The 24269-nt window shown below is 43.1% G+C and carries 22 protein-coding genes and 1 pseudogene; 18 read left to right on the forward strand and 5 right to left on the reverse strand.

Features of this window, described 5'->3' with window-relative positions; genetic code table 11:
* Positions 1–71 precede the first annotated feature (71 nt).
* The 9 genes from ACINWC323_RS08395 to ACINWC323_RS08355 all read left to right on the forward strand — a co-directional run bounded on the left by ACINWC323_RS08395 (position 72) and on the right by ACINWC323_RS08355 (position 12241).
* Positions 72–2480: a TonB-dependent hemoglobin/transferrin/lactoferrin family receptor gene (locus ACINWC323_RS08395; RefSeq protein ID WP_009512870.1), complete on the forward strand. Its 2409-nt coding sequence runs from the start codon at positions 72–74 to the stop codon at positions 2478–2480.
* Positions 2481–2776: 296 nt separating this feature from the next.
* Positions 2777–3295 (forward strand): sigma-70 family RNA polymerase sigma factor, encoded by a 519-nt coding sequence (locus ACINWC323_RS08390; protein ID WP_005285884.1) that lies wholly within the window; start codon positions 2777–2779, stop codon positions 3293–3295.
* A complete protein-coding gene (locus ACINWC323_RS08385) occupies positions 3296–4306 on the forward strand; it encodes a FecR family protein (RefSeq protein ID WP_009512642.1) in 1011 nt (336 codons plus the stop codon).
* 194 nt (positions 4307–4500) lie between these two features.
* A complete protein-coding gene (hphR, locus tag ACINWC323_RS08380; RefSeq protein ID WP_283202001.1) occupies positions 4501–7662 on the forward strand; it encodes a hemophilin receptor HphR in 3162 nt (1053 codons plus the stop codon).
* Positions 7663–7850: 188 nt separating this feature from the next.
* Positions 7851–8642 (forward strand): Slam-dependent surface lipoprotein, encoded by a 792-nt coding sequence (locus tag ACINWC323_RS08375; protein ID WP_009512545.1) that lies wholly within the window; start codon positions 7851–7853, stop codon positions 8640–8642.
* A gap of 77 nt (positions 8643–8719) precedes the next feature.
* Positions 8720–10210: a hemophilin secretion modulator gene (gene hsmA / locus ACINWC323_RS08370; protein WP_009512880.1), complete on the forward strand. Its 1491-nt coding sequence runs from the start codon at positions 8720–8722 to the stop codon at positions 10208–10210.
* 9 nt (positions 10211–10219) lie between these two features.
* The gene (locus ACINWC323_RS08365; protein WP_009512763.1) at positions 10220–11134 is read left to right on the forward strand and encodes an energy transducer TonB; all 915 of its coding nucleotides are present in this window, start codon (positions 10220–10222) and stop codon (positions 11132–11134) included.
* A gap of 32 nt (positions 11135–11166) precedes the next feature.
* Entirely contained in the window at positions 11167–11766 is a 600-nt protein-coding gene (locus ACINWC323_RS08360; protein WP_155758135.1) for a biliverdin-producing heme oxygenase, read from the forward strand.
* A 25-nt stretch (positions 11767–11791) separates the two neighbouring features.
* Entirely contained in the window at positions 11792–12241 is a 450-nt protein-coding gene (locus ACINWC323_RS08355) for a YbaN family protein (protein WP_009512775.1), read from the forward strand.
* 87 nt (positions 12242–12328) lie between these two features.
* Here the strand turns inward: ACINWC323_RS08355 and ACINWC323_RS08350 are convergent, their stop codons facing one another.
* Positions 12329–12763, reverse strand: a complete 435-nt coding sequence (locus ACINWC323_RS08350; RefSeq protein WP_009512657.1) for a hypothetical protein — start codon at positions 12761–12763, stop codon at positions 12329–12331.
* A 163-nt stretch (positions 12764–12926) separates the two neighbouring features.
* Here ACINWC323_RS08350 and mhpT point away from each other — a divergent pair, with 163 nt between their 5' ends.
* The gene (gene mhpT, locus ACINWC323_RS08345) at positions 12927–14183 is read left to right on the forward strand and encodes a 3-(3-hydroxy-phenyl)propionate transporter MhpT (RefSeq protein WP_009512555.1); all 1257 of its coding nucleotides are present in this window, start codon (positions 12927–12929) and stop codon (positions 14181–14183) included.
* 174 nt (positions 14184–14357) lie between these two features.
* A complete protein-coding gene (locus tag ACINWC323_RS08340; RefSeq protein WP_009512874.1) occupies positions 14358–15032 on the forward strand; it encodes a YjjG family noncanonical pyrimidine nucleotidase in 675 nt (224 codons plus the stop codon).
* A gap of 29 nt (positions 15033–15061) precedes the next feature.
* Here ACINWC323_RS08340 and ACINWC323_RS08335 read toward each other — a convergent pair whose 3' ends face one another.
* Positions 15062–15631 carry a helix-turn-helix domain-containing protein gene (locus ACINWC323_RS08335; RefSeq protein ID WP_009512943.1) on the reverse strand — a complete coding sequence of 190 codons (570 nt, stop codon included), beginning with the start codon at positions 15629–15631 and terminating at the stop codon, positions 15062–15064.
* Positions 15632–15725: 94 nt separating this feature from the next.
* Between ACINWC323_RS08335 and ACINWC323_RS08330 the strand changes: the two genes are divergently transcribed.
* Positions 15726–16901 (forward strand): benzoate/H(+) symporter BenE family transporter, encoded by a 1176-nt coding sequence (locus ACINWC323_RS08330; protein WP_032869687.1) that lies wholly within the window; start codon positions 15726–15728, stop codon positions 16899–16901.
* 400 nt (positions 16902–17301) lie between these two features.
* Complete coding sequence (locus ACINWC323_RS08325; RefSeq protein ID WP_009512708.1) at positions 17302–18234, forward strand: LpxL/LpxP family acyltransferase; 933 nt, start codon at positions 17302–17304, stop codon at positions 18232–18234.
* Positions 18235–18347: 113 nt separating this feature from the next.
* Here ACINWC323_RS08325 and ACINWC323_RS08320 read toward each other — a convergent pair whose 3' ends face one another.
* A complete protein-coding gene (locus ACINWC323_RS08320; protein WP_005230470.1) occupies positions 18348–18581 on the reverse strand; it encodes a DUF2171 domain-containing protein in 234 nt (77 codons plus the stop codon).
* Between the two features lie 262 nt (positions 18582–18843).
* On the opposite strand from ACINWC323_RS08320, the gene ACINWC323_RS08315 reads away from it, so the two are divergent.
* The 5 genes from ACINWC323_RS08315 (at position 18844) to ACINWC323_RS08295 (ending at position 22465) form a co-directional block, all read left to right on the forward strand.
* Positions 18844–19857 (forward strand): acyl-CoA dehydrogenase, encoded by a 1014-nt coding sequence (locus tag ACINWC323_RS08315; protein ID WP_032881538.1) that lies wholly within the window; start codon positions 18844–18846, stop codon positions 19855–19857.
* On the forward strand, positions 19845–20621 hold the full coding sequence (locus ACINWC323_RS08310; protein WP_009512536.1) for a PIG-L deacetylase family protein: 777 nt from the start codon (positions 19845–19847) through the stop codon (positions 20619–20621). Before ACINWC323_RS08315 ends, ACINWC323_RS08310 begins: the two co-directional genes overlap by 13 nt.
* A complete protein-coding gene (locus ACINWC323_RS08305; RefSeq protein ID WP_009512685.1) occupies positions 20614–21213 on the forward strand; it encodes a class I SAM-dependent methyltransferase in 600 nt (199 codons plus the stop codon). The genes ACINWC323_RS08310 and ACINWC323_RS08305 overlap by 8 nt, the downstream gene beginning before the upstream one ends.
* Positions 21210–21854, forward strand: a complete 645-nt coding sequence (locus ACINWC323_RS08300; protein WP_009512809.1) for a glycosyltransferase family 2 protein — start codon at positions 21210–21212, stop codon at positions 21852–21854. The genes ACINWC323_RS08305 and ACINWC323_RS08300 overlap by 4 nt, the downstream gene beginning before the upstream one ends.
* Before the next feature lie 140 nt (positions 21855–21994).
* Positions 21995–22465 carry a BLUF domain-containing protein gene (locus ACINWC323_RS08295; RefSeq protein WP_005230460.1) on the forward strand — a complete coding sequence of 157 codons (471 nt, stop codon included), beginning with the start codon at positions 21995–21997 and terminating at the stop codon, positions 22463–22465.
* On the opposite strand, the gene ACINWC323_RS08290 is transcribed toward ACINWC323_RS08295, so the two are convergent.
* Together ACINWC323_RS08290 and ACINWC323_RS0119095 are read right to left on the reverse strand one after the other, a co-directional pair.
* A complete protein-coding gene (locus ACINWC323_RS08290; RefSeq protein WP_009512591.1) occupies positions 22452–22805 on the reverse strand; it encodes a hypothetical protein in 354 nt (117 codons plus the stop codon). The genes ACINWC323_RS08295 and ACINWC323_RS08290 overlap by 14 nt on opposite strands.
* 541 nt (positions 22806–23346) lie before the next feature.
* Positions 23347–23989 (reverse strand): annotated as a pseudogene (locus ACINWC323_RS0119095) (SOS response-associated peptidase).
* Positions 23990–24269: the final 280 nt, after the last annotated feature.

Here is a 24269-nt window from a genome sequence, read left to right on the forward strand (position 1 = left end):
ACATGATTTTGTTTACAAAATTACAAATGTAAACGATAATTATTATCAATTAGGTAAAGTTTTATAATTGAATGACACACTCCCTTAATTTCACCAAGAAACACAGTGTAATTCTTGGTGAATCACATCTGAATCAGCCACTTACACAGGGCATGGTATCTAAACCGTTGTTGTTGGCAACTGCGATAGCGTTATCCATGAATTTAAATGCGGGCCAAAGCGTTGCAGTGCAGCCGTTAAGCCATGCCGAAAGCACAGCGTCATTATCAAATAAATCACTTCAGAGTTCGACCCAAAGTAATGCCCAGAACCAGATTTATCAGATGACACCGATCGTGGTACAGGCCGAAAAAGATGATACCATCCAGTTTGGTCAGAGTGTATTAAACCAGAAAGCCATTGATCGTTATCAAGCCAATAATGTCGCACAATTGCTGGATCATATGCCCAGTGTAGGATCTGCAGGTTCTCCAAGACCAGGTGGGCAGACCATTAATATTTTAGGGATGGGCGGTGTCGAGGATGTTCCGATTACCCTGGATGACTCGGTTAAAAGTTTTGATAAATATCGGCAGGGCTCAGTGTTTATTGAACCCGAAATTTTAAAGAAAATTACGGTCGATAAAGGGCCGCATAATGTTGAAGTCGGTAATGGTGGTTTTGGCGGTAAAGTAACACTGGAAACCAAGGATGCAACGGATTTACTGGAAGATGATCAGCAGGTCGGTACATTTTTAAAGTATTCGCGTTTTTCCAATAACCAGCAAAATACTTATACCGGTGCGGTTTATGCTCAAAGCAACAATGGCCTGGTCGATGGCATGTTTTATTATACCAATCGTGATAGTGGCAATGTGACCCGCCCAGACGGCACAAAATTTTTATACTCTGCCCAAGAACAAAACACCTATCTGGCCAAGCTGAATTTCCATCCAACCGACAGTCAGAAAATCACTTTCAATGCCATGCAAAGCGGGCATGATGGCTGGGAACCTTTTGCTGCCATGCGTGATCAGGATGCAGTACCAACCGAAGCCGATATTAAGAAATATGGCTATGAAGAGGCATGGAAACGCCGACTGGTTTACCGTGACCAGAAAGATAGCAGTTATTCCATCGGATATGAGTTCAATCCGGCATCCAATCCTTATGTGAACTTTAAAGCCATGGCTTCGTATTCCAAGACAGATCAACATGACCAGCGCTTACCGAGTGTGAATGGATCAGCTGCAACCTTGGGCAATGAAAGCTGGGTCACTTATACCAACACGGCCCTTAAGCTCAGTAATATCAGTGATTTTGAGACTGACTATGGCACACATAAATTAAAAGTCGGTGCGCAATATCAGAAAATGGAGCAGAACTCCCTGATTTACGATAAAACCAACTCGAAAAAGCCAGATTATAATTTTGGTTATTATGAGCCAAATTATATGCCGGCAGGGGATCAGCAGATGCTGAGTGCCTTTGTAGAGGATCAATATCAGATCAATGATTTCACCATTACGCCTTCTATTCGCTACGATCACATTACCAACACGGGTAAACCGAACCGTGCGTCACGCTATAACGACCCTGAAGCGGGACATGATTATTCAAGCAAGACCTATACTGGCTGGTCGCCGCGTTTAGCCTTGGCATGGAAACAGGCCGATTATCTGACCTGGTTTGCCAATATCAGCAAAACCTGGCGTGCACCGCGTGTCGATGAACAATATTATGTACAATCCGCGGTCACCTCTGTGCCATCCACCAGTCGTTATTTATTGCCTGAAAAAATGCTCGCGCTTCGCTTAGGCAATGAAATGAACTTCGATGATGTATTTGCCGAAGATGACCATTTACAAGTTCGCCTGACCTATCATCGTAATCGTGGATCTGATGAAATCTTCCGTAACCGTTCCACCTTCTGCAAAGCACAAGCTGAAAACAATGCTAACGGCGGCAATGGCAGCATCAATGACTGCAATGGAAAATATCCTCATGGTTTTTATCGTAATGTGAATGATTATACGATCAAAGCCTATGAAGCCGAGCTTTTCTATAACCAGCCCATGTGGTTTACCGGGTTAACCTATTCTTATATTCGAGGGCAACGGGATAACTCCCCAGTCAACCCATGGTTTGACCAGAAAACCTGGATGACCGATATTCCACCGAGAAAAGCCACAGCAACTTTGGGCGTGAATGTGCCAGAGCATCACCTAACTATGGGCTGGCGCGGGATTTTTGTGGCGGCACAAGACCGTAGTCTTTCGGACAATGACAAATCTATCGCTGCCTCTTCATTTTCGCTGCCGAAAACCAAGGGTTATTCATTGCATGGCGTCTATGTGGACTGGCAACCTGTAGGGCAGAAAGGGCCTACCTTAAATATGTCGATTGATAACCTGTTTAATCGAGACTACAAGATGTATCTGGGTGAATATATGACTGGCACAGGCCGGGATTATAAATTCAGTATTTCCCATAAATTTTAACCGTCTCTGTAGAGTACACTCATTAAAGCTGAATGCATTACTCAACCGTACAGCGCTCCAACCAGCATGTGGCGCTGTATAAATCAGATGAAGTGGTTGCTGGCTTAAAACCATTAATTAACCACTAGACAAGATTTTTACTTTTTTAAAATTCACTAGTAATTTTAGTTTTCGTTGATATTTCCATCAACATATCATGTATTTAACATAAAAATCAGAGAAAGCATCAATCCATCTTGACTTTTGTTAATGATAATTATTATCATTTAAATATACATTGTTTGAGTCGGATCATTGTGAACAGAACCCCGCTGCTTATAGATGAATTATATAAAAACCATCGTGGCTGGCTTCACCAATGGTTGAGGCAAAAACTGGGCAATACCGAACAAGCGGCTGATCTGGTTCAGGATACATTTATTAAACTTCTACAGACCCGTGATGAACTTTTAGGGATCAAAGAACCGCGTGCCTATCTGACCTCTATTGCCAAGAACTTACTGATTGATCAGGTGCGCCGCAAGCGTATCGAGCAAGCATATCTGGATGGTTTAAGCCAGATGGAATACATGCTGGACGCCGTTGCTTCACCAGAAGACCAGATGCAGATTATTCAGGCGCTTGAACAACTGTGCAAGGCACTGGAAGGAGTGTCTGCCAAAGCCCAACAGGCGTTTATTCTGCACTATCTGGAAGGCTACACCCATAAGGAAACCGCACAGCAACTGGGTGTATCAAGCAAAATGATCCAAAAGTATCTGGCAAGCTGTCTGGTCCAGTGCTATCAGACACGACTGCTTATGGATGCGGTATAAATGGCGATAGATCAACCTGATCAACGTCAACTGGTAGAAGAAGCGGCACTATGGATTGTGCAACTCAGCTCAGATGACGAATCGACACGCCATCATGCTCAATTGAAGTTTAACCAATGGAAACAGCGCAGTCAGCATCATCAGAAAATAGCAGCAGATATTGAGCAATGCATCCATTCGATTCAGATCGTATCTCAAGCCACGCCTGATAAAAAGCTGGTTAAATCTGCGCTTAAGGCAGGGTTGGGCTCTAGCAAAACCTATAAATATCTGCGTGCAGGAAGTGCTTTTTCGCTTGCCTTATTTGCGTTCAGTTGCGGAATATTATTTTTAACGAATTATTCTGTGGCTTATTTGATGGCAGATATTCAAGGGGATACGGCCCAATGGACCGATCAAATCCTGACAGATGGTTCTCGTCTGATTTTACGTGGAAAGAGTGCCGTCAACATCGATTTTCAGGGCAAGCAACGTGTGGTCGAATTAGTACAAGGACAGATCTATATCGATGTAGCCAAAGATCCGCAGCGGCCATTGATTGTCAAAACGCCGCATGGCCAGATTCAGGCGCTAGGTACGGCGTTCAGCGTGGACTACTCAACTGAAGCGACGCAGTTAAAAATGTTACATTCCCGGGTACGGGTACATGCAGCCAATGCATATTCCCAACCGTCCGTCATTATCAACGCAGGTCAGGCTGTAAGTCTGAATCAACACGGCATACAAGCACTGTCCACAGTCAATATTTATAATGAACAACAAAAATGGCAGAAACATCAGCTGATGGTAGAAAATTTGCCGCTTGATCAGGTGTTAAAGCAACTGGATCAAAACTATAAGGGCAAAATCCTATTTAACTCAGCGGCATTACATAAGATTCAAGTCAATGCTGTTTTGCCTTTGGACCAGACCCAGGATTCACTCAAATTATTGGCAAGCGTTTTTCCAGAGATAGAGGTGTATCAAATTACGCCTTATCTGGTTGTCGTTACCACAAAAAATACCCGATGACCGGAATATGGCGGGCATTTATCTATTTATGTTCAAAAAAATTAAATTTTTTTAAATTCAGGTTCCACTTTTTTCAAAGCTGTTCGTCATAGTAAGTAGAAGCAATTCATTTGGATCATTTTATTCAAACAGGTTAAATGATTCTTATTTCGATTTACCGGGGCGGTACAATGAACAACACTGGAAAAGGGAAAATGCAAAATCGGAACTTCTTTCGATTTTCAACACTCGCATTTGCAATACATACGGTGTGTATAGGTAGTTTGACTTTGCCTTTACAACACGCCTATGCGGAAACTGCGGATATAAAGACCTACGATATTCCGGCAGGATCCCTGGCCAATGTATTGAACCAGTTTGCAGAACAATCCGGTACTTCAATTGCTATTGATGCGCAACAGTTAAAAGGACAAAGCAGTTCGGGTTTAAAAGGTAGCTTTGCGCTGGAACAAGGCTTTCAACACATTTTAACCTCTTCAACATTTCATGCCCTGAAAGTCGGCCAAGGCTATACGCTGGCGCCTAACACGACTCAAAATACTCATCGTATCGCTGCGCCCACAACGACATTGCTCAATAATACAACTTCTCAGCAAAATCAGAATGATGAAGTAGCCGTTCGTTTGACTCCGCTTGTAGTCTTTGGTCAGGAAAATCGTGATACTCAGGGCAGCAACAGGGTATATGATGCCAACCGCTCTTCAGTTTATGCAGGCAAAGACTATATCGAGCGCTTCAAAGGCACCAATCCCGCCGATGTGTTACAAGGGATGGTCGGTGTTTATAGTGGCGATGCCCGAAATAGCGGCGCACTGGACCCGAGTGTACGTGGTGTACAGGGCGTGGGTCGAGTCCCCTTGACCATTGATGGAACGGAACAGTCAATTGCGGTATGGCGTGGCTATAATGGCGTGAATAACCGAAATTATATCGATCCCAACCTGATCGCGGGCATTGAAGTAATTAAAGGCCCGTCCTTAGAACGTAATACCACGACTTCAGTCGGTGGCGGTGTGGTAGTCAAAACCCTGGAAGCGGATGATATCGTTCGCCCCGGTAAAACATTTGGTGCCGAGCTCAAAGTTGAAGGCTCAACTAACTCAATCGACCCATCGCTTCCGGACATGAGCAAAGTCGGCAAAAATTATGATGATACAACACCGTGGAACGATGTAAACGGGAAAAAGTACGATCCGGATATCTATAAAAAGAACCGCAGCAGAAATGATAACTCTAACTTCTCTGGCGATGATCTCGCGGGCCGACTGGCACTGGCAATGAAGCAGGACAAATTTGATTTATTGGCAGTTTATGCAGTACGCGAACGCGGCAACTATTTTTCAGGTACACATGGGGCAGGCTATTATAAACGGGCAGAACCGAGTAATAGCCTTGATTTTATTCCTTATTTTGCACATTCATACAAACCGGGCGATGAAGTACCGAATACCTCAAGCCAAATGGAATCGTGGTTATTCAAAGCCAACTATCGCCCAACTGATGATCAGGCACTGAAACTGACCTATCGAGACACCAAAAATAGATTTGGTGAAATCATGCCATCACGGATTGAATGGGGGCTAACGCCTGATATAGGTGTACCGCAATGGCCACTCAGCAATATTCGTTCTAAAGCCTATAGTCTGGAATATAAATTTAAACCCGAAAATATTCAGTGGGTCGATTTCTATGCCAATATCTGGCAGACCGATACCGAAAGCCAGACCTATACACGCGGTGGCTGGCCAACCACGATTGATTTTCGAGACAACCGCATTATCAATACCGCGATCAGCCATTCTGATAACCGGCGCCAAGGCATCACGATCAGTAACAAAGCCAGTTTGTCCCAACAACTTGATTTAACGCTGGGTGGAAGTTTTTTAAAAGAGAAACTCAGTTCTGATGATATCTATGGCGAATATGGGCCAATGTATAGCATATTTCAGGCTTTACCGCGTGCAGGCCGCCGTGAAGAAAAGACCTTTGATTTTAATTTTAACTATCGTCCCGCTTCATGGTTAAGTTTTGATGCAGGGATGCGTTATCGCTCCTACTGGGCTTTTGATGATTTCTTGAATAAATCCCTGCGAGATGGGGTTGATCCTGCCTTAAATCCGTTATTTACCAAGAAAAGCAAGCTCAAGGAATACAGTTTTGAATACCAGACCATGCCTGAAAGTTATAGCGCTCAGCAGCAACGCATGCTGGACCGGTTCACTCAACGTTATGCCAGCAGAAATCCAGACTGGGATGGCAAACTGGAAACGGTTCCTGCTTCAGAAAGCACTTTGTATAACCTTATTTGGTCACAGAAAAATACGCTTACCTGGAAAGCAGATGACAACGGTCAGCTAAATTTGGCCGATAATGTATTAGAACGACTGAATGCCTTAGGTCAAAAATATGTGATTACCGGCAGTGGTAATCTAAGCCCGGCAGTGATTGAACAGGTTCCGATTGAAACGGCGCAAAAAGTAAAAGACAGTGGCTGGGCACCTCAGCTTGGCGCCTCCCTGCATTTAACTGACAATAACCGGCTCTATGTCCGTTATGCAGAAGAGTATCGCTTACCTAGCCTATTTGAAAGCACGGTTGGCTTTTCCGCCCTGATGCCTTATCAACCGATCAAACCCGAACATGCATTTAATTATGAAGTGGGATATGTCTACGACATGCGTGAATGGTTGAGTTCAGCACGAAATGCCGATCTTAAACTGGCGTATTACTACAATAAAACCAAAAACGTGATCGAGCGCAATCAGAACCTGATTTTCACTAATATGGATGAGCAAAAACTTTCAGGGCTGGAACTGCAAAGCCGTTTTGATAATGGCGCTTTCTTCACCGATCTGAGCTTGGCTTATAACCTGAAGAATCAAGTCTGTGACAGCAATAGTGCCATCGATAAAATGATTAACAGCGGCACGGTGCAAACGGATCAGGGGATTCAGTTCCGTGATGCCTATAAACGTTGTGTCGATGATGGTTTTCCGAATGGCTATCTGGTTACCATGTCGACTCCCGAGCTGAGTGCCCATGCGTTGTTGGGCGCACGTTTTCTCGATGAAAGATTAGAGTTGGGTGCGCGTGCAACCTTCTACAAAGGCTATGAAAGTCCGCTGCGTAAAAATAATGATGCAGGGATCAACAAAGGCTATTACCTCAATGTGCCGTTGGCCTGGGATGATACCTGGCTTTTTGATGCTTATGCCCGTTATCAAATCGATACCTATAACACGCTTGAATTTGTGGGCAACAATCTTTCCAACCAGTTCTATATCGATCCTTTAACGCGAAGTGCCATGGCCGCACCCGGCCGTACTTTGAAAGTCAGCTGGACCACCAAGTTTTAACACCGAATTTAATTTCCTCTTTTAAATCAGCGGGAATTAGATAAGCGTAAATAATATAGTTGAATGATTATTATTTACAAAATCAAGGCGTAGTGATCGATCCAACTGCGCATACAACTACATGGATAACGAAATCGTTATCTTTATTGAAACAATAACTTAGCTTTAGAAAAATGGAGTAACAATAAATGAAAATCTCTCAACTGTTCATCGCTCTGGTTGCATGTTCTGCGGTATTCAGCCATGCAGCAATTGAAGGCGCTTCAAGCAACGAAGCAAATATCAAAGTCGGTGCGGCAGCAAATGCCAGTCATAGCGGTGGAACAGCTGCTGTTTCAGTAGAGGCGGCAGGTGCACCTTATAATGCATTCACCGGTTTTAGTTCACTCAAAGGTCTAGCGCAAGCATTTGCTGCACAAGGAACCAGCAATAGCAATGTAACTGTGGGTAGCAAGAGCTTTAATATCTCTCACATTCCTGCCTCTGCAATGCCGCCTTCACATAGCGCTTTAGGTAATTTTAACTTTGGACAGGTCGGCACACAGGAAGTTTATTTCGGTGAATGGTGGAAAGCCGGTGATACGCCTGCCAGCGCAAGCCATACGGTTTATTACGCAGGTGACAATACCAATACCACAGTACCTACTGCAGGAACGGCAACCTATACCGTTGCAGGGATTAATGGCTCGGCAGCCAATCTGTTAACTGGTAATTTCACTGCAAACTTCGGTGCAGGCACGCTCGAAGGATCATTAACCGGAACCGGCACTAGCGTTTCAAACTTAACACTGGATGGTGTGACCTTTAATCCGGGTTCGGCTGCATTTAGCGGTTTTGCAATTGCAAATGGTACCGCTGGCTTAAATGACTCCGGAGCGGTTCAGGGACATTTCTTTGGCGCAAATGCGGCTGCTTTAGCGGGTATCGCGAAATTTGACAATGTGTCTTATAACACGGCATTTGGCGGTGCGAAAAACTAATGGTGGCAAGAGGAATCTACAGCTGTAGATTCCTTTTTCTTGTTTAAGGACTCATGCTTTTCTTTTTTACGGTTGTTATGAACAAAACATTGCTGTGCTGTGTGATTTTACTGGCTGCTTCATCACTCTATGCCGATGATGAGACACAACTCCGCCTTAATCAGAGTCTGGATCAGAATCTGTTCCAGCAACAGCATCAATTACAACAACAAGGCACCATTCGTGACACCGAGAAACTACCCAGCATCCGTATTAATGGCCAAATTTACGCGGTAGAGCAGAATCCGGATGATCTGGCCAAAGCGCTATATCTGGCGGTTATGCAAAAGCAATGGGGCAATGCTGCGATTTACTTAAAACACTATCAGCAGTATCAAGGCTATGATCAGGCTTTAACCGATTTTGCCGAAGCGGCTTTGGCGCGCGCTCAGGGAAAGCTCAAATTAGCCGAACAAAAATTTCAAAGTAGTCTTAATCAACAACCGAATAATCTGATTTGTGAACTCGAGTTAGCGCGCGTGCTGTTTGAACAGCAGAAGAATAAACAAGCAGCACGCCTTTTTACATCGATTCAGGACAAGCTAGGGCAGAGCAATGGGGCAATGATCCCACCAGAAGTGCAACAAACGGTTGATCTGTTCGTCAAAGCACTTGATCAGCGGGATTCGTGGCAAGGCAGTGTCGCAATTGGCCCATCCTATGCCACAAATCTGAATAGCTCTTCTGAACAAAGCAAAACATGGACCTTGTATGGCATTGATGACAAGGGCAAGGCGACTCCAATTCAGGAAATTACCCGTGGCAGCCCCAAAGCAGCATCAGCAACAGGGGTTGACTATGAGGCCAGTCTAATCAAGCGCTTTTCGCTTTCGGGCAATCATGGCATTTCCTTACGCGGTTTAGCATTTGGGCAATCCTATGCTGATCATGCGCTCTATAACGAATCCACCCTGAATATCAATGCAGGCTATAGTTTTTTTGATTTAAAAAATCAAATCACCATTGCACCGCTATTTGAACATAAACGTTATGCCAATGATGGTTTATACAATGCATGGGGGGCACGTACTGAATGGATGCGATTTCTAGCACCAGACAAAGCCTTCAAGCTTGAAGCTGAAATCAAAGATCTGGGCTATCAAAAATATAAAAACCTAGATGGTAAAGAAAGCTCGGCCATGTTTACATTCTGGAAAATTCTACCGCAGCAATGGACACTTTTTAGCGGACTGGATGTACTGGACCATGACACCCAGGAAAAATATATGGCGGCTTATCAGCAACAAGGCATCCGTCTAGGACTGAGCAAATCCTGGAAAGCAGGTTTGAATACCACGCTATTAACCTCATACCGCTGGCGGCAGTTTGACCGCTACGTCGAGACCTTTGCTGCACGTCGCCATGATTTTGAACAGAACTATACCCTGGTTGTACAAATGCCACGGTTTAAGTTTTATGGTATGACGCCGAATTTGACCTATCGCTACAACCATAATGACAGTAATGTCGACTGGCTCTATTCCTACGATAAACACAATATCAGCTTAAAGCTGGAACATCGTTTTTAGGAGAGCGTGATGAAACCAAAATCCCAGTCACTCTCTTATGCATGGACTTCAACATTCGCCTCTAGAGCGGCTTTGATTCATTCATACCCTAAATCATTCATTAGCTTATTAGTCATTGCGCTGCATCTTTTAGCCATATGGTTTCTCAGCCATTTTATTGAACCTTATAGCCTGGCAACTTCACCCAAAGTGAATGCGCTCAAGGTGCACTTCGTCTGCTTGTCACCGGCAGAACAAGAGTCGCCTCATACATCGGCTCAAATTGCGCGTGCTCAACCACCAGCAGCACAACAGGTAAAACCACAATCTACCCGTCCTCGCATAGATAAACAGGACAGCAACGAGCAGAAGATTCTGGTCAGTCATAATGCTTCGCATAGCGTGTCCAACCAACAATTGAATAAACAACAACATGCTGACGCATCCCCACCAACACAACCGCTTGCTGTTCAAACTATAGAAAATAAAACGGCGAAATCACATTTACAGCCAGAACCATCCTCTGCTGCCGTGAATTCACATCAGCAAATACCTCAAGCAGATGGGGGAGAAAAGCACGAGCTCTCTGGTGGCGTAAAAGCGCCTGTAGCACAACAGCAGCTTAGCCGGGCACCTGACAGCCAGGTTGAACGTGATGCACCTATGCAAGTCAGTCATGTCGAGGTTCTCAGTTTTGGCAAGTTTGCCTACGACGACCGGGAACTGAGACAACAAACCCGCATGGTGGAGTTACGTTTACACATCAATGAAAACGGGCAGCCAATCGATATTCAGTTAAAACAAAGTTCAGGTATTGCCAGTTTAGATCAGCGCGTTCTAAACGCAGCCCGTCAGTCCAGATTCAAACCCTACACAGTCAATGGCCGAGCAGTGGCTATTGTTGTCGATTTTCCAGTGCAACTTAAACTCAGTCGGGATCGTTAACCGATGAGCAATATTCTTTCTTCAGGAGAATGATCATGAACGCAGTCACAGAACCAATGGTCGCCAACAGCCTTTCGCAGCGTTTAAAGCAAGAAACGGCAGCAGAGCATGAACGGATGCATCGCCTGATGGCGCAGGCCGATGTATTTGCCAACAAGGAAAAATATGCGCAATTCACCTTGTCACAATACTATTTCCAGCAGGAAATTGAACATCTTTTTGAACAGGAAGGTGTGGCTGGACTTATTCCAGACCTCGGTATTCGTGGTCGTTCTTTGCAGGCTTATGAAGATTTGCAGGACTTGGGTATTCAACCGGCAGGACAAGCGCTACAAAGTGCAGCAGTCAAATTACCTGAAGCCTTAGGCTGGATTTATGTCTCGGAAGGGTCAACCTTGGGCGCCGCTTTCTTATTTAAAGAAGCGCAAAAACGCTTAGGCTTCTCTGAAACCTTTGCTGCCCGTAATCTGGCTGCTTATCCGGAAGGACGTGCCAAGGTTTGGAAACGTTTTGTTCAGGCACTCGACGATGCGGATTTTGACCCGGCATTACAGGATCGCGTAGTGCAAGGTGCTTTGGATGCATTTGGCTATTTTGGAAAGGCCTTAAACCAGCTGGACGAATTGAAATAAGCAGGTGACTTAAGGATGAGCAGGTATGGAGAATATTGATCGCATGAATCATGATGTGAATAGCAAGGTTTTGCCACAACCCTCACAGCCGGCAAGCAAATTAGCACGCTCGTTCTGGTGGCGATTACTCTTTATCTGTCTGGCCTGGTTATGTATTGCACTCGGCATACTTGGAATTTTTATTCCAGGTCTGCCGACAGTTGATTTTATATTATTGGCGGTTTTCTTTGCAGCCAGAGGCTCAGAAAAACTGCATCAATGGTTCCTTAATCACCGCTTTATCGGGCCTATGCTCAAAGAATGGCAGCACAACCGCCGCATTCCCAAAAAAGCAAAATACATGTCAACCGTAAGTATGAGCATTGCTGCAGTCATCATGCTCTGGACCATTCCACATCCGTGGCTGGTCTATCCTTTAATTGCCTGTATGGCTGCGGTGTTGATCTGGATGTGGAGCAGGGATCATGGTCGCTAATCCTGTGTATTATCCAAATGTTCTATCTGGCCTGAGGAAATAACATCTGGCTCAGAGGACTCCGCATTTAACTGCTTCGACACAATTTTATCGCTCCAACTCGTTTACCGAGTGATTCGGTTTCAGATTAATTAATATCAACCAGTAGCACACTGCGGGGATCAAGGCGATAAAGAACGCAAAAATATCATCATAGAGCACGCCCCATTGTTTTGGCAGTTGGCCGGTATGGCTCCATTCCAGAACAATAAACAAAGGGGCTGCAAGCAATAATGCACTCAGACAAATCGTAAAAAAATTCAGGCACCGATAGTGGTTTAAGCCGAGTGACAATACCAAGGAAAAAGGAACGGTTAAAATGCAATAGGCGAGATAAACCAGAAAATGTCCAACCAGAATCATAAATAGCGAATAAGGTTTAAATTCACTATTCAGCAAGATAAACAGCAAGGCCATAAACACTAATAAAGGAATCGGCGCCAATAAAAGCGCATACAGTATGGTCTTGGTCTTATATTTCAATCAAACACCCTCGACCGCCTCAAGGTTACGTATTGCATAATTTTAATACATATTGCGTAATACCCTTTGCTCTGCTAGTCTTTTTTCGCTTTCTCTCAAAATATGTCAACTCAGGATAATATACAAGAGATTAAAAAATCGAATAATCATAAGGAATATGGACATGTTCAAGGATACGCACGCCACGTTGCATTCCTCAAAAAAAGCAGCAGTGATCACCTTACTACTTTGTTTTCTGTTTGCCATTATCGAAGGCTTTGATTTGCAATCGATGGGCGTTGCCGCACCCAGAATGAAAGCAGAAATGTTACTGAGCAGTACCGAGATGGGCTGGGTGTTTAGTGCAGCGGTGCTCGGTACTTTACCTGGCGCCATGCTTGCAGGAAGACTGGCCGATTCAATTGGGCGTAAGAAAGTATTCATTAGCTGTATTCTGATTTTTGGCCTGATGTCATTACTGACACCTTTTACCCAACAACTGAACAGCTTGCTTCTGGTGAGATTTCTGACCGGATTAGGCATGGGTGGGGCATTACCGCTTGTAATTACCATGGTGTCCGAGGCGGTGAGTGAAAAATATAAGGCCACAGCAGTGAGTGCCATGTATTGTGGTATGCCGATTGGTGGAGTGCTCACTTCCGTGGTGGCTTTGTCACTGACTGCCGATCATGAATGGCGGCATATCTTTTATTTCGGTGGCATCGCACCTTTATTACTTGTCCCTGTTCTGATTTTCTTTTTACCTGAATCGAAAGCCTATCTGAATAAAACAGCAAATAGCCTGGCAACACGCCCAAGTTTGATGACGGTCCTATTTGCGAAACCCCGTATACTGATTACGTCCAGTTTATGGTTGAGTTTCTTCGGCACACTTTTGGTATTAGCGCTATTCCAGAACTGGTTACCGACTTTAATTTCAGGCTTAGGTCTGAATAAAGCACAAGCCAGTTATATCCAGATTGGCTTTAATCTGGGCGGTTCGATTGGCATCCTGATTTTGGGCTTTATGCTGGACCGGTTAAATAAATTCCTGATTGTTGCAGGTGTTTATACCGGCATTCTGATTTCACTGATCGGACTGGCTTATTCCAATAGTGCATTTAGCTTCACCTTATTCGCCAGTGGATGCGGTATGTTTGTGATTGGTTGCCAGTCGATTTTATATACTTTGGCAGCCACGTATTATCCAACAGAAATGCGGGGAACCGGCGTCGGTGCTGCTGTTGCGATTGGCCGGATCGGTGCCTTTTCCGGCCCATTAGTGGCGGGCTATTTATTGGGAACCGGACAAAGTGAAATTGTGGTGATTGCTTCGAGTATTCCGATGATTTTATTGGCTGCCATCTCGGCATTGATCTTACTTCGTAAACCGGCACATTCAACCAAAGACAAAGATGCACTTAAGGCCGTGACCCAGTGATTTGATTTTTAGACTTTGTTATCACCGCAATATCAGGGAATAGCCATGCTATTTCCTTTTTTATTTTAGCCCGTTTAATTGCAATCCCTCGATAATGCGGCATTACATTGTGTTTTGGCGTATCGGTATAATAAAATAATGCCGATTTTAGGATGAACCGATAGGAAGAGTAGGATGTATAAGGCGATTTTCTTTGATATTGATGATACCTTGCTGAATTTTAGCGTGGCCAATCGCTCGGCATTTGTAAAATCCTTCGGAGAATTTAATCTACATCATGATGATCTGACCTATACCATTTATAAACACATTAACCATCTTTTATGGGAAAGACAGAAGTTAGGTGAAATTACGGTACAGGACGTAATTAATAACCGCTTTAAACAACTATTTACTGCTTTGAAAGTGGATATTAATCACGATCATTTTCGCGATACCTTTCAAGGCAATCTGGCCAAAGAACATACCCTTGAAGAGGGTGCCGCAGAAGCAATTCAATATTTAAGCCAAAAATATAAACTCTTCGCCGCCTCGAATAGCATTCTGCTTCAGCAAAAGGCACGTTTACACTTGGCCGGTCTATTGCCACATTTCTCTGATCTGTATGTATCTGATGATGTCGGTTATGAAAAACCTGATCAGCGTTTTTTCCAGACCTGTTTAGCCAGAAGTAAGATTGCTAAAGAAGAAATTCTTTTTATTGGCGACAGTCTTGAAGCAGACATCAAGGGTGCCTCTTCATGTGAAATTCCAACCTGCTGGTACAATCCCAAACAAATCAAGAATGAACAGAATCTGAATATCACGTATACCATTCAACATCTATCAGATCTGACTCAGATTCTATGAAACAGAAACTTGCCTTTGCTGCTGAAGGTTTATGGGGCAGGATGTGGATAGTGAATAATATTGTGCATGATCACACTCTGCTCACCCGTATTGGCATAGGTATGTGGAATATCGGCGTGAAAGCGGATCGATTCTCCAGCTGCCACCGTGTGATTAATCCCTTCAAGCTGTAGCTGCAATACCCCAGCAAATACAATAATATGTTCAATTACGCCAGCTTCATGCGGGCTAGATTCACTGCTTGCGCCGGGCAGTAATTCAATCTTTAGCACATCCATGCGAAGTTGCTCATCAAAAGCAATCAGGGGACTGACCCGCATGCCTGAATGACCCTGTTCAAAAACAGGCAAGTCTCTGAAATGATGGATTTCCGGTGCTGTTTGAGCTCGTCCACCTTCAAGAAAAGTCGAAAATGCAACATTGAAGCCGGTCGCAATTTTCCAGAGCGTTGCCACCGTCGGACTCGACTTGCCCAGCTCGATTTGACCCAGCATTGCTTTACTGACACCGGTCAATTCAGCAGTTTGGCTTAAACTCAAACCTCGCTCGGTTCTCAAGCTTTTTAAAGCTTCAGCAACATTGGGTGGAATATCTTGCATAAATAGACGTCTTCTTGAATAAAAACGATTGTCCGTTATAACAGACGATGATATTTTAGTCACTCTACCTTCATTCGTCAGTAAAGTATTTCCTATGCGTAACTTAGCATTTTTTAGGTCTTCCTCACCAGCCATGATTATGACCGGGCTTGTGGCAGTGCTGGTCGGCTATGCCAGTTCCTTAGCCATTATTTTGCAGGCGCTGGAAAGGGCGGGACTGGATGCTTCGCAAACAGGAAGCTGGCTGATGATGCTGGGTATCGGCATGGGAATTACCAGTATCGGATTGTCACTCTATTATCGTACCCCGATTTTAACGGCGTGGTCGACACCCGGGATTGCCTTGCTTGCGACTAGCCTGACTGGAGTCAGTATTAATGAAGTGGTGGGTGTGTTTATCTTTGCTTCAGGTCTGATGCTGTTATGTGGCGCGACAGGTATTTTTGCCAAGCTGATGAATTACATTCCACGCTCGATTGCTTCTGCCATGCTGGCAGGCATCCTGTTACGTTTTGGTTTAAGTACATTCGAAGCCTTACAGGTCAATTTTACCTTGTGTCTTGCCATGCTGGCGGCGTTTGTATTGACCCGACGCTGGTTCCCACTCTATGCCATTATTGCAACGCTGATTACAGGGATTGTTGTGGCCGGGATCAGCGGAGACCTGCATTTTACCCAGACCGGTAATGTGTTCACGCTGCCCACCTTCGTCCAGCCGCAGTTCACCATGACCACGCTGATTGGTGTGGGGATTCCATTTTTTATCGTTTCGCTGGCATCGCAAAATGCACCGGGTATTGCGATCTTACAGGCCAGTGGTTATACACCTAAAACCTCTATGTTGCTGGTCTGTACCTCTCTAACCGCGATTATTTTAGCGCCGTGGGGTGGTTTTAGTATCTGTATCGCAGCCATTACCGCAGCACTTTGTATGGCACCCGATGTTCATCCTAATCCGGCAAAACGTTATATTGCATCGACTTGGGCAGGTATTTTTTACTTAATCGCCGGGATTTTTGGCGGCGCTATTTTTATATTGTTTAATGGCTTACCAAGCGTATTAATCCATATTCTGGCTGGACTGGCATTATTGACAACCTTGATGAACAGTCTGCATCAATCATTAGTAGACGAACAGGGCCGCGATGCAGCAATGATCTGTTTTCTTCTCACCGCGTCAGGCATCACCTTACTAGGAATTGGTTCAGCGTTTTGGGGCTTGGTCGGCGGGATTCTGGCTTATCAGATTCTGGTGAAACCTGCCCGATAATATCGGATATTGTTGCAGGATCAGTTATATATAAAAAGCGATTATTAATTGAATATAATCGCTTTTTTACTATGCAATCTCAGATAGAATAGGTAAGGATAGAGTTATAGAATTTTTTTAAATTTTATAAAAAATAGTGCTAGGAAAAATGAACCCGATTATCCTTGTTTATAATATAAAAAGCTTAAATAAGACTTGCTTCACACAATAATTTAATTATGTATATTACCTTACTTAATTTATTTTATTTCATACAATCAATATTTTATTAATATTTTCATATCATTTTTCAGTAGATATATAAATTAAAGCAACTGAATTGTTGTATTTGTAGCAGCAGTCCGACATAAAAATATTTTATATGCTAGGCTGTTTAGTTTTTCTTAAGAAATGCGTTCAAATGGATTTAAAGCAGAAGTATGAAACAGGCCGGTTTTATTGGTCATTTTTATTACCGCGATACTGGGCAATATGGATTTGCCTGACTATTTTAATGTTATTTGCAATATTACCTTGGGCGGTACAATGGCGACTCGCTGACGCTTTATCAAAACTGGCCTGGAAAGTTTTAAAATCCAGACGAAAAACCACCTTAAGAAATTTCGAGCTCTGCTTTCCTGAAAAAAGCCAGCAACAAAGAGAAGCTGAAGCGAAGCAGGTGTTTTTCAATATGATGATCGGCTTGTTTGAGGCCCTGAATGCCTGGTACAGCCCGAAGTGGTATCGAAACCGCATTCATATTCATGGCTTGGAGCACATTTCACAAGCACGAGAGACCGGTATTCTGTTATTGGGTTCGCACACCACCTTGCTGGATGCGGGAGGTTATGTCAGCAGTTGCTTCTTCGATCTTGATGTAGTGTATCGTCCACAAAACAATCCTTTGTTAGATATGCTGATCAGCCGCTCACGTGCCACCATTTATAAAAATCAAATCTCCAAAAATGATATGAAAGGTTTGATTAGCAATCTGAAACAGGGGCGGGCAATCTGGTATAGCCCAGATCAGGATTTCGGTCTAAAACAAGGCGTAATGGCACCGTTCTTTAATATTCAGGCCGCGACCGTAACGGCGCATCGCCGTCTGATGAATATTTCCAAAGTCCCCGCGATTCCCTTATTTTTCTATCGCAAAGGTGATATTCGTAATCCTCAATATCACATTTTACTTGAACCTCGCTTAGAAAATTTTCCGAGTCGGGATGAAGTTGCCGATGCCACCAAAGTGAATCTGATTATTGAAAACCAGATCAGCATGTATCCGACCCAGTATATGTGGTTTCACCGAAGATTTAAAACCAGAGCATTAGGCGAGGCTACGCTATATTCATAATCGGGTCGTCTCTAATTTATTATTGATATCAACAATAAAAAAACCGACCGCCAATCCATTATGGCGGTCGGTTTTTTATAAGCACACTCAAATACTTTAGATCATCGAGTGGCTTATATCGCTTGCCACTGCTGCTTAACTTCTTCAGAGTTTTTAATCAGAATGACTTTGTCATCTTTGACTTCGCCAATCCAGGCTGTCGGGATCAGGTGATGCTGATCGTTTTCATCACGCGTCAATTTAAGTTGGCTGTCACCCTCGAGATGGTCAACTGTTCCCACCTTGGTGCCACAAGACGCAATTACATCAGAATGTTTTTTAATATCTTGAATATTTAAAGTACTCATTTCTAAACCTCTTCTATAAGTATCACAACACGGTAGTCACTAAGCTACTGCATATTTTCGGGTAATTGTTGGGTTTTAAATAAACCTTACAGGATGGTTTTATAGTTTCACCTAAACCTACCTTTTAGTTAACAATGAAACAAAACGAAATAAATAGTTCAATACTAATGAAGAATTATCTTTTTATTACAATTCATCTATTTAAATAAACGCAACTTTTCATTTACTTTTAAATAAACTGTCATGAATTAATATTTTAACAATGAATAGTAAAATATCGATAAAAAGATCAACCTTTGACATATTAAATTGCTTTGCGCAGTACACAGCTGAAGAGCAACAACGGCAACGTCCACGAGTACTCAAGCAGTTGATTCAAACACTAGGGCGCTTGCCAGAACCCGCTTCAGGACAGACTTATCAACGCTGGCAAATCTTTGCCCAGATTGCGGGATGTGATTTAAGTTTAGCCAAGCTGTTTGAATCACATTGTGATGCCTTAAGCATTCTGCATGAACTGGGTTATACCCAAGAAAATGATAAAGAAATGTGGGCTATTTGGGCTGCAGAGGGTGGGTCGGCACCGTTACAGGTCGAAAATGAGCGCTGTCATGGCATTAAACCGTGGTGCTCTGGTGCCGAGTTTATTCAAAAAGCATTAATCAGCTTTAAAGATCAACAGGGACAATCCCAACTTTGCGTTGCTGACTTGGATCATGTCTCTCTCAAGGTTGAGCTAGACCAATGGCACGCCGTAGGCATGCAAGGCACACAGACAGCCAGAGTTACCTTTCAGGACACCCCAGTCAACATGATCGCTAGCCCCAATGCCTATCTTGACCGGCCAGGTTTCTGGCACGGGGCTGCCGGTGTCGCAGCTTGCTGGTATGGGGCAGCAGTCCGCTTAATGGCCGAACTACAACACAGCTGCCTGACCACGCCTAATCCCTTTAAAAAAATGTATTTGGGTCAACTGGCAGCTCAACTGGGCGTGACCAGACAATATTTTCAACACGTGGCACAACTGATCGACAGTCAGCCAAAGCTTAGTCATGAACGCGAAGTACGTATTCTGCGTGCGCAAACCGAACAGTGTTGTCTGGCCGTTATAGAAGGCGTTGGCAAGGCATTGGGAGCACGGCCGTTTTGTGAACAGGCAAGCTTTGCCCGGTTAATGGCAGATTTACCGGTATTTATTCGGCAAAGTCATGCGGCATTTGATAATGAGCAGATTGCTGAACGATGTTTAGAGGAGCAAGTGTCGTGGGAACTCTAAATCATCCTCTGGTTGAAGATCGCATCATTGAGGGGTTAGGAACTTCAAAAGCACAATGGCTACACAGCTTTGAAACACAACCGTTGCCGCCGCTCAATCTTGAAAAATTTCAATCCAAAAGAATCGTGATTGTTGCACCACATCCTGATGACGAAATTCTGGGTTGTGGGGGGTTAATGCAACAGCTGATCACACTGAATTGCCGTCTGCTGATCCTCGCAGTGAGCAATGGCACACAAAGTCATCCACACTCTACCAAATACACTTCAGAACAACTGGATCAGATTCGTCCGCAAGAAAGTTTAGCGGCTTTAGACTGTTTGGGTGTTGCTGAACATGCTCAATGCATTGCACTCAATTTACCCGATGGACAGGTTCATTTGCACCAGCAACAACTGTGGCAAGAATTGGAAAAGCTGGTTCAAGCGGAAGATATCCTGATTTGTAGCTATGCACAGGATGGACATCCGGATCACGAAGCTGTTGGTAAAACCGTACAAGCCTTTGCTTCAGCCCATGATCAGCATTGTTTACACGTGCTGATCTGGGCCTGGCACTGGGCTCGACCTCTGGACCCCCGTATCGATTGGCAAAAGGCTCGTGCTTACCGTTTAGCCGAGCCGCAATTAATCAAAAAAGGTCAGGCCATTATGCAATTTAAAAGCCAGATTGAGGCGGATGAAAGTACCGGTCAGGCGGCCGTTCTATCTCCAGCGATCATCGACCGGTTGATGATGCCGTGGGAGGTTTATCTTTGTGAATGATTTCAGTCAATATTTTGAAGTGTTATATCACCAGAGTAATGATCCTTGGGGCTACGATCAACACTGGTATGAAGCACGTAAAAGGCAGATTTGTCTGGCTGTCCTGACCCAGCAACATTATCCCAGTGTACTGGAAATCGGCTGCTCCAACGGCCATTTAAGTATCTATCTGGCGAAACGTTGCAATCAGCTGTTATGTGTAGATGTTTCTGCGCATGCGGTTCAACTGGCTGCCCAACGTTTACAGAACCTGGACCATGTCAGTGTTCAACAGCACAAAATACCCGAAAATTTTCCTGAACAGAAGTTTGACCTGATTGTGATCAGTGAAGTGGCCTATTATCTATCATCTGTAGAGTTACAACAGTTGATCGGTCAGCTCAAACATAGCCTGACGCCACAAGGGGAAATCCTGTGTTGCCACTGGCGGCATGAGATTCGGGATTTTGAACTGGATGCCTTGCAAGTTCACGATCATTTAAAACAGTCTTTACCGTTCTCTCATTATTTAAGTCTGAATGATCCGGATTTCATGATTGATATCTGGACAGTGAATCCTTCTTCTCTAGCCAAACAACAGGGATTAATATGAAAATCGGTATTGTAATTCCAGCGCATAATGAAGAAATGTTTTTATCGGCCTGTTTGCAATCCATTCAACAGGCAACTCAGCATATACCGCAAGATCAGGTCGACATTCTGGTGGTTTTAGACAGTTGTACGGATCAGTCCCGCGCGATTGTACAGGCACATCAGGTGAACTGGATTGAATGTGATTATGCCTGTGTAGGCAAGGCCAGAGATTTGGGAATCCGTCATCTGATCCAACAGGGTGCGAACTGGATTGCCTGTACAGATGCCGATACGATTGTTGATCCAGACTGGTTATTGTGCCAGATGCAACATCAGCCTACAGATGCAATTTGTGGAATCGTGGTACTGGATGATCTCGATCCCTTGTCCGCATCACAGCAGCAAAAATATCTGGCTCATTATCAGGACAGCATGGATCATCAACATATTCATGGGGCAAATTTAAGCTTTAGTGTAGATGCCTACCTTCAGGCTGGCGGATTTGAGCCGATTCCTTGCCATGAGGATGTATGCTTAATTGAAAAATTCATGACCCAATGTTGCAAGATCACCTGGAGTAATCTGGTTCGGGTCACCACCAGCAGCCGCCTGCATGGCCGTGCACCACAAGGCTTATCGCACTTTTTAAAACAACTCTAATGGGTATTTAAGATAAAATTGATCAAACGGTAAAAAATAAAATGAGAAAATAAAAAAATTAAATATTCGTGATTCTGTAAATATATGATAGTTTTTAAAATTCTTCTTCACAAAAACTTTCATAGTTTGCGGAAATCTTAATGAATATACGACTGTGTTATGCCAGCAAACGCAATGAAAATAGCGACGATTTGCTGCAAGATTTACGCGACATTCTTACCGAAGCCCGGGATTTCAATACTCAACATTGTATCTATGGGGTGTTGTACTATGCCGATAATGCTTTTTTTCAATGCCTGGAAGGAGAGCAAGCCATCGTTGAAAGTTTATTTGAAAAAATAAAAACCGATGCCAGACATCTTGAAGTCAAACATTTCGGCACAGATCCCATTGACCAATATACGTTTAAGCGCTGGTCAATGAAATATGTACAGCGAAATACCAATATTGAGACTTTCTTTCTGAACTTGGGAGAAAATAGTTTTAATCCAGGCTGTCTAGAGCCAAATAGCCTGAATGCTTTTCTCGAGGAGTTGCTGCTCGCAGAACAGACCACGCTGCCGGTCGCTAAGAAAGTGGGGATGGTCAATCGTGGTGTTAATCCGTTCTAAGCGAATCATTATCTAGCTGTTTACTGCCAAGTTTAAAATTCAGATTTTTAAGCTTAGGTAACAGTTTGCTCATGAACAAATACACAGAGATGGAAGTACCAAACATCAGGATCACTTCCATACTCTGGCTAATAATCAACATGGCGCAATAGAAAAAACTAAATAAGGCCAGACATAATTCCGTACCTTTAAAATACCAGGTAATGAACATGCCAAATAAGGAGGAGGACAGTATCAGATTAACTGTTTCATTGAAGCCGAGATAATTAAAGAAAATGATTACCAGGCATAAGGCTAACATTGATAGTAAAAAGACAAAGATATTTTTTGCAATAAACATATTCTATTTCCTATCCTGAAGTTAATTTAAAAATCTTTCCTCTGTAACCAGAGGAAAGATTAGTACATATTTAGACGTTATTTGAGATTCTTTTCTATTATTCAGATTTCTTATATTAATAAAGATGCCTTTTTTATTTTACGGGATCTCTTCATTAATATTCAGCTTTCTATTGAATAGTAAAGAGCGCTTAAATGTACCGAGCTAATTATTAAAAAAATCAAATAGTTGATGTATAGGCTTTTGGCTTACACGCTTGTAAGATATTGCCTACAAATGTATATTTTTTGCTCAAAATTTACATTTTCATATTTATTATAATTGTTTAAAATCAACCACTTATTTATTTTTAGTATTTACCTTAAATTTACATTTTTAACAAAACGCAACATACAGGATTGTCTAATAAAGAGAGGGTTATTAAAAAAATTAATTAAACTCGGCTATGTGATTATCTTCACCCCAAAGACGTTATTATGTTTTTTATTTCCTCTTATTAATGTAAACCCAATAACCATCAAAATTCTAATTAATTTCATCCTCAGTCAGGGAAGAAAAAGTTATCGATCTGGTGTTTCGGTGCAGCAGTAAATTCATCAGCTGAAAACTCACGAATCAGTTCTACAGCCTGTGCATGTTGTGTATTTAGCCAGTCGAGACGATGACCTTCCGGAATGATCACAACAGATCTTTTTTCATGTTCTGGCGAATGAAACTGTTTCATTAAAGGATGAGTATCTGCGTTGATGGTCAGCATGGTCATGGAGAGAATTTCCTGACCGTCCACACTCGCATGTTCATAAAGGGCAGCAACGGTAAAAGGCTTTTTGTCCTGCCGATAAATAGCATACCAATGTGCCTGACCATCAATATATTTAGGTTCGAAAATCGCATCAACAGGGACCAAAGCAAATTGATTTTTCTTCCAGGCATGTCTAAAACTGTTTTTTTTCAGCCACTGTTTCAGCGCGTGCATTATAGGTATGTTGAGACAGCTTCAAGTCTTCGGCCCAAAAAGGAATGAGTCCAAAACGGGCAGAGCGCCATTGTACTTTTTCATTCGATGAGATCAGGATTGGACTGCTGTCCCCGGGATAAATATCCATTTTATAATCAAATGTCGGTTCGAATAAATCCAATAAGTGAGCCCGGCTTTTATGAATAGGTCGATAATTCGCACACATATCTCCACCCAAAGATGATCAATAAACATCCATTCAGTGTTCATCAAACTCAGGTTATTTATGAGGCACTTTTTGTATTTTGATTGCATCTCTGCGTTAAGTTTTGGTGGTTAATGCTAAGCGTATGAGACTTAAAAAAATTGAAACGGCGGATATCAGGTGAAGCAAATAAGTTTAAGACTTTCTAAATGAGGGTCGCTTTGGAAAATTATCTCATGATGATAATGCAATTACAGAAATTGCCAGAAAGAGGGATATTTTATGAATGGATTTAAAAGTT

It is taken from the genome of Acinetobacter sp. WC-323 (assembly GCF_000314615.1).
GTDB classification, from domain to species: Bacteria; Pseudomonadota; Gammaproteobacteria; order Pseudomonadales; family Moraxellaceae; genus Acinetobacter; species Acinetobacter courvalinii.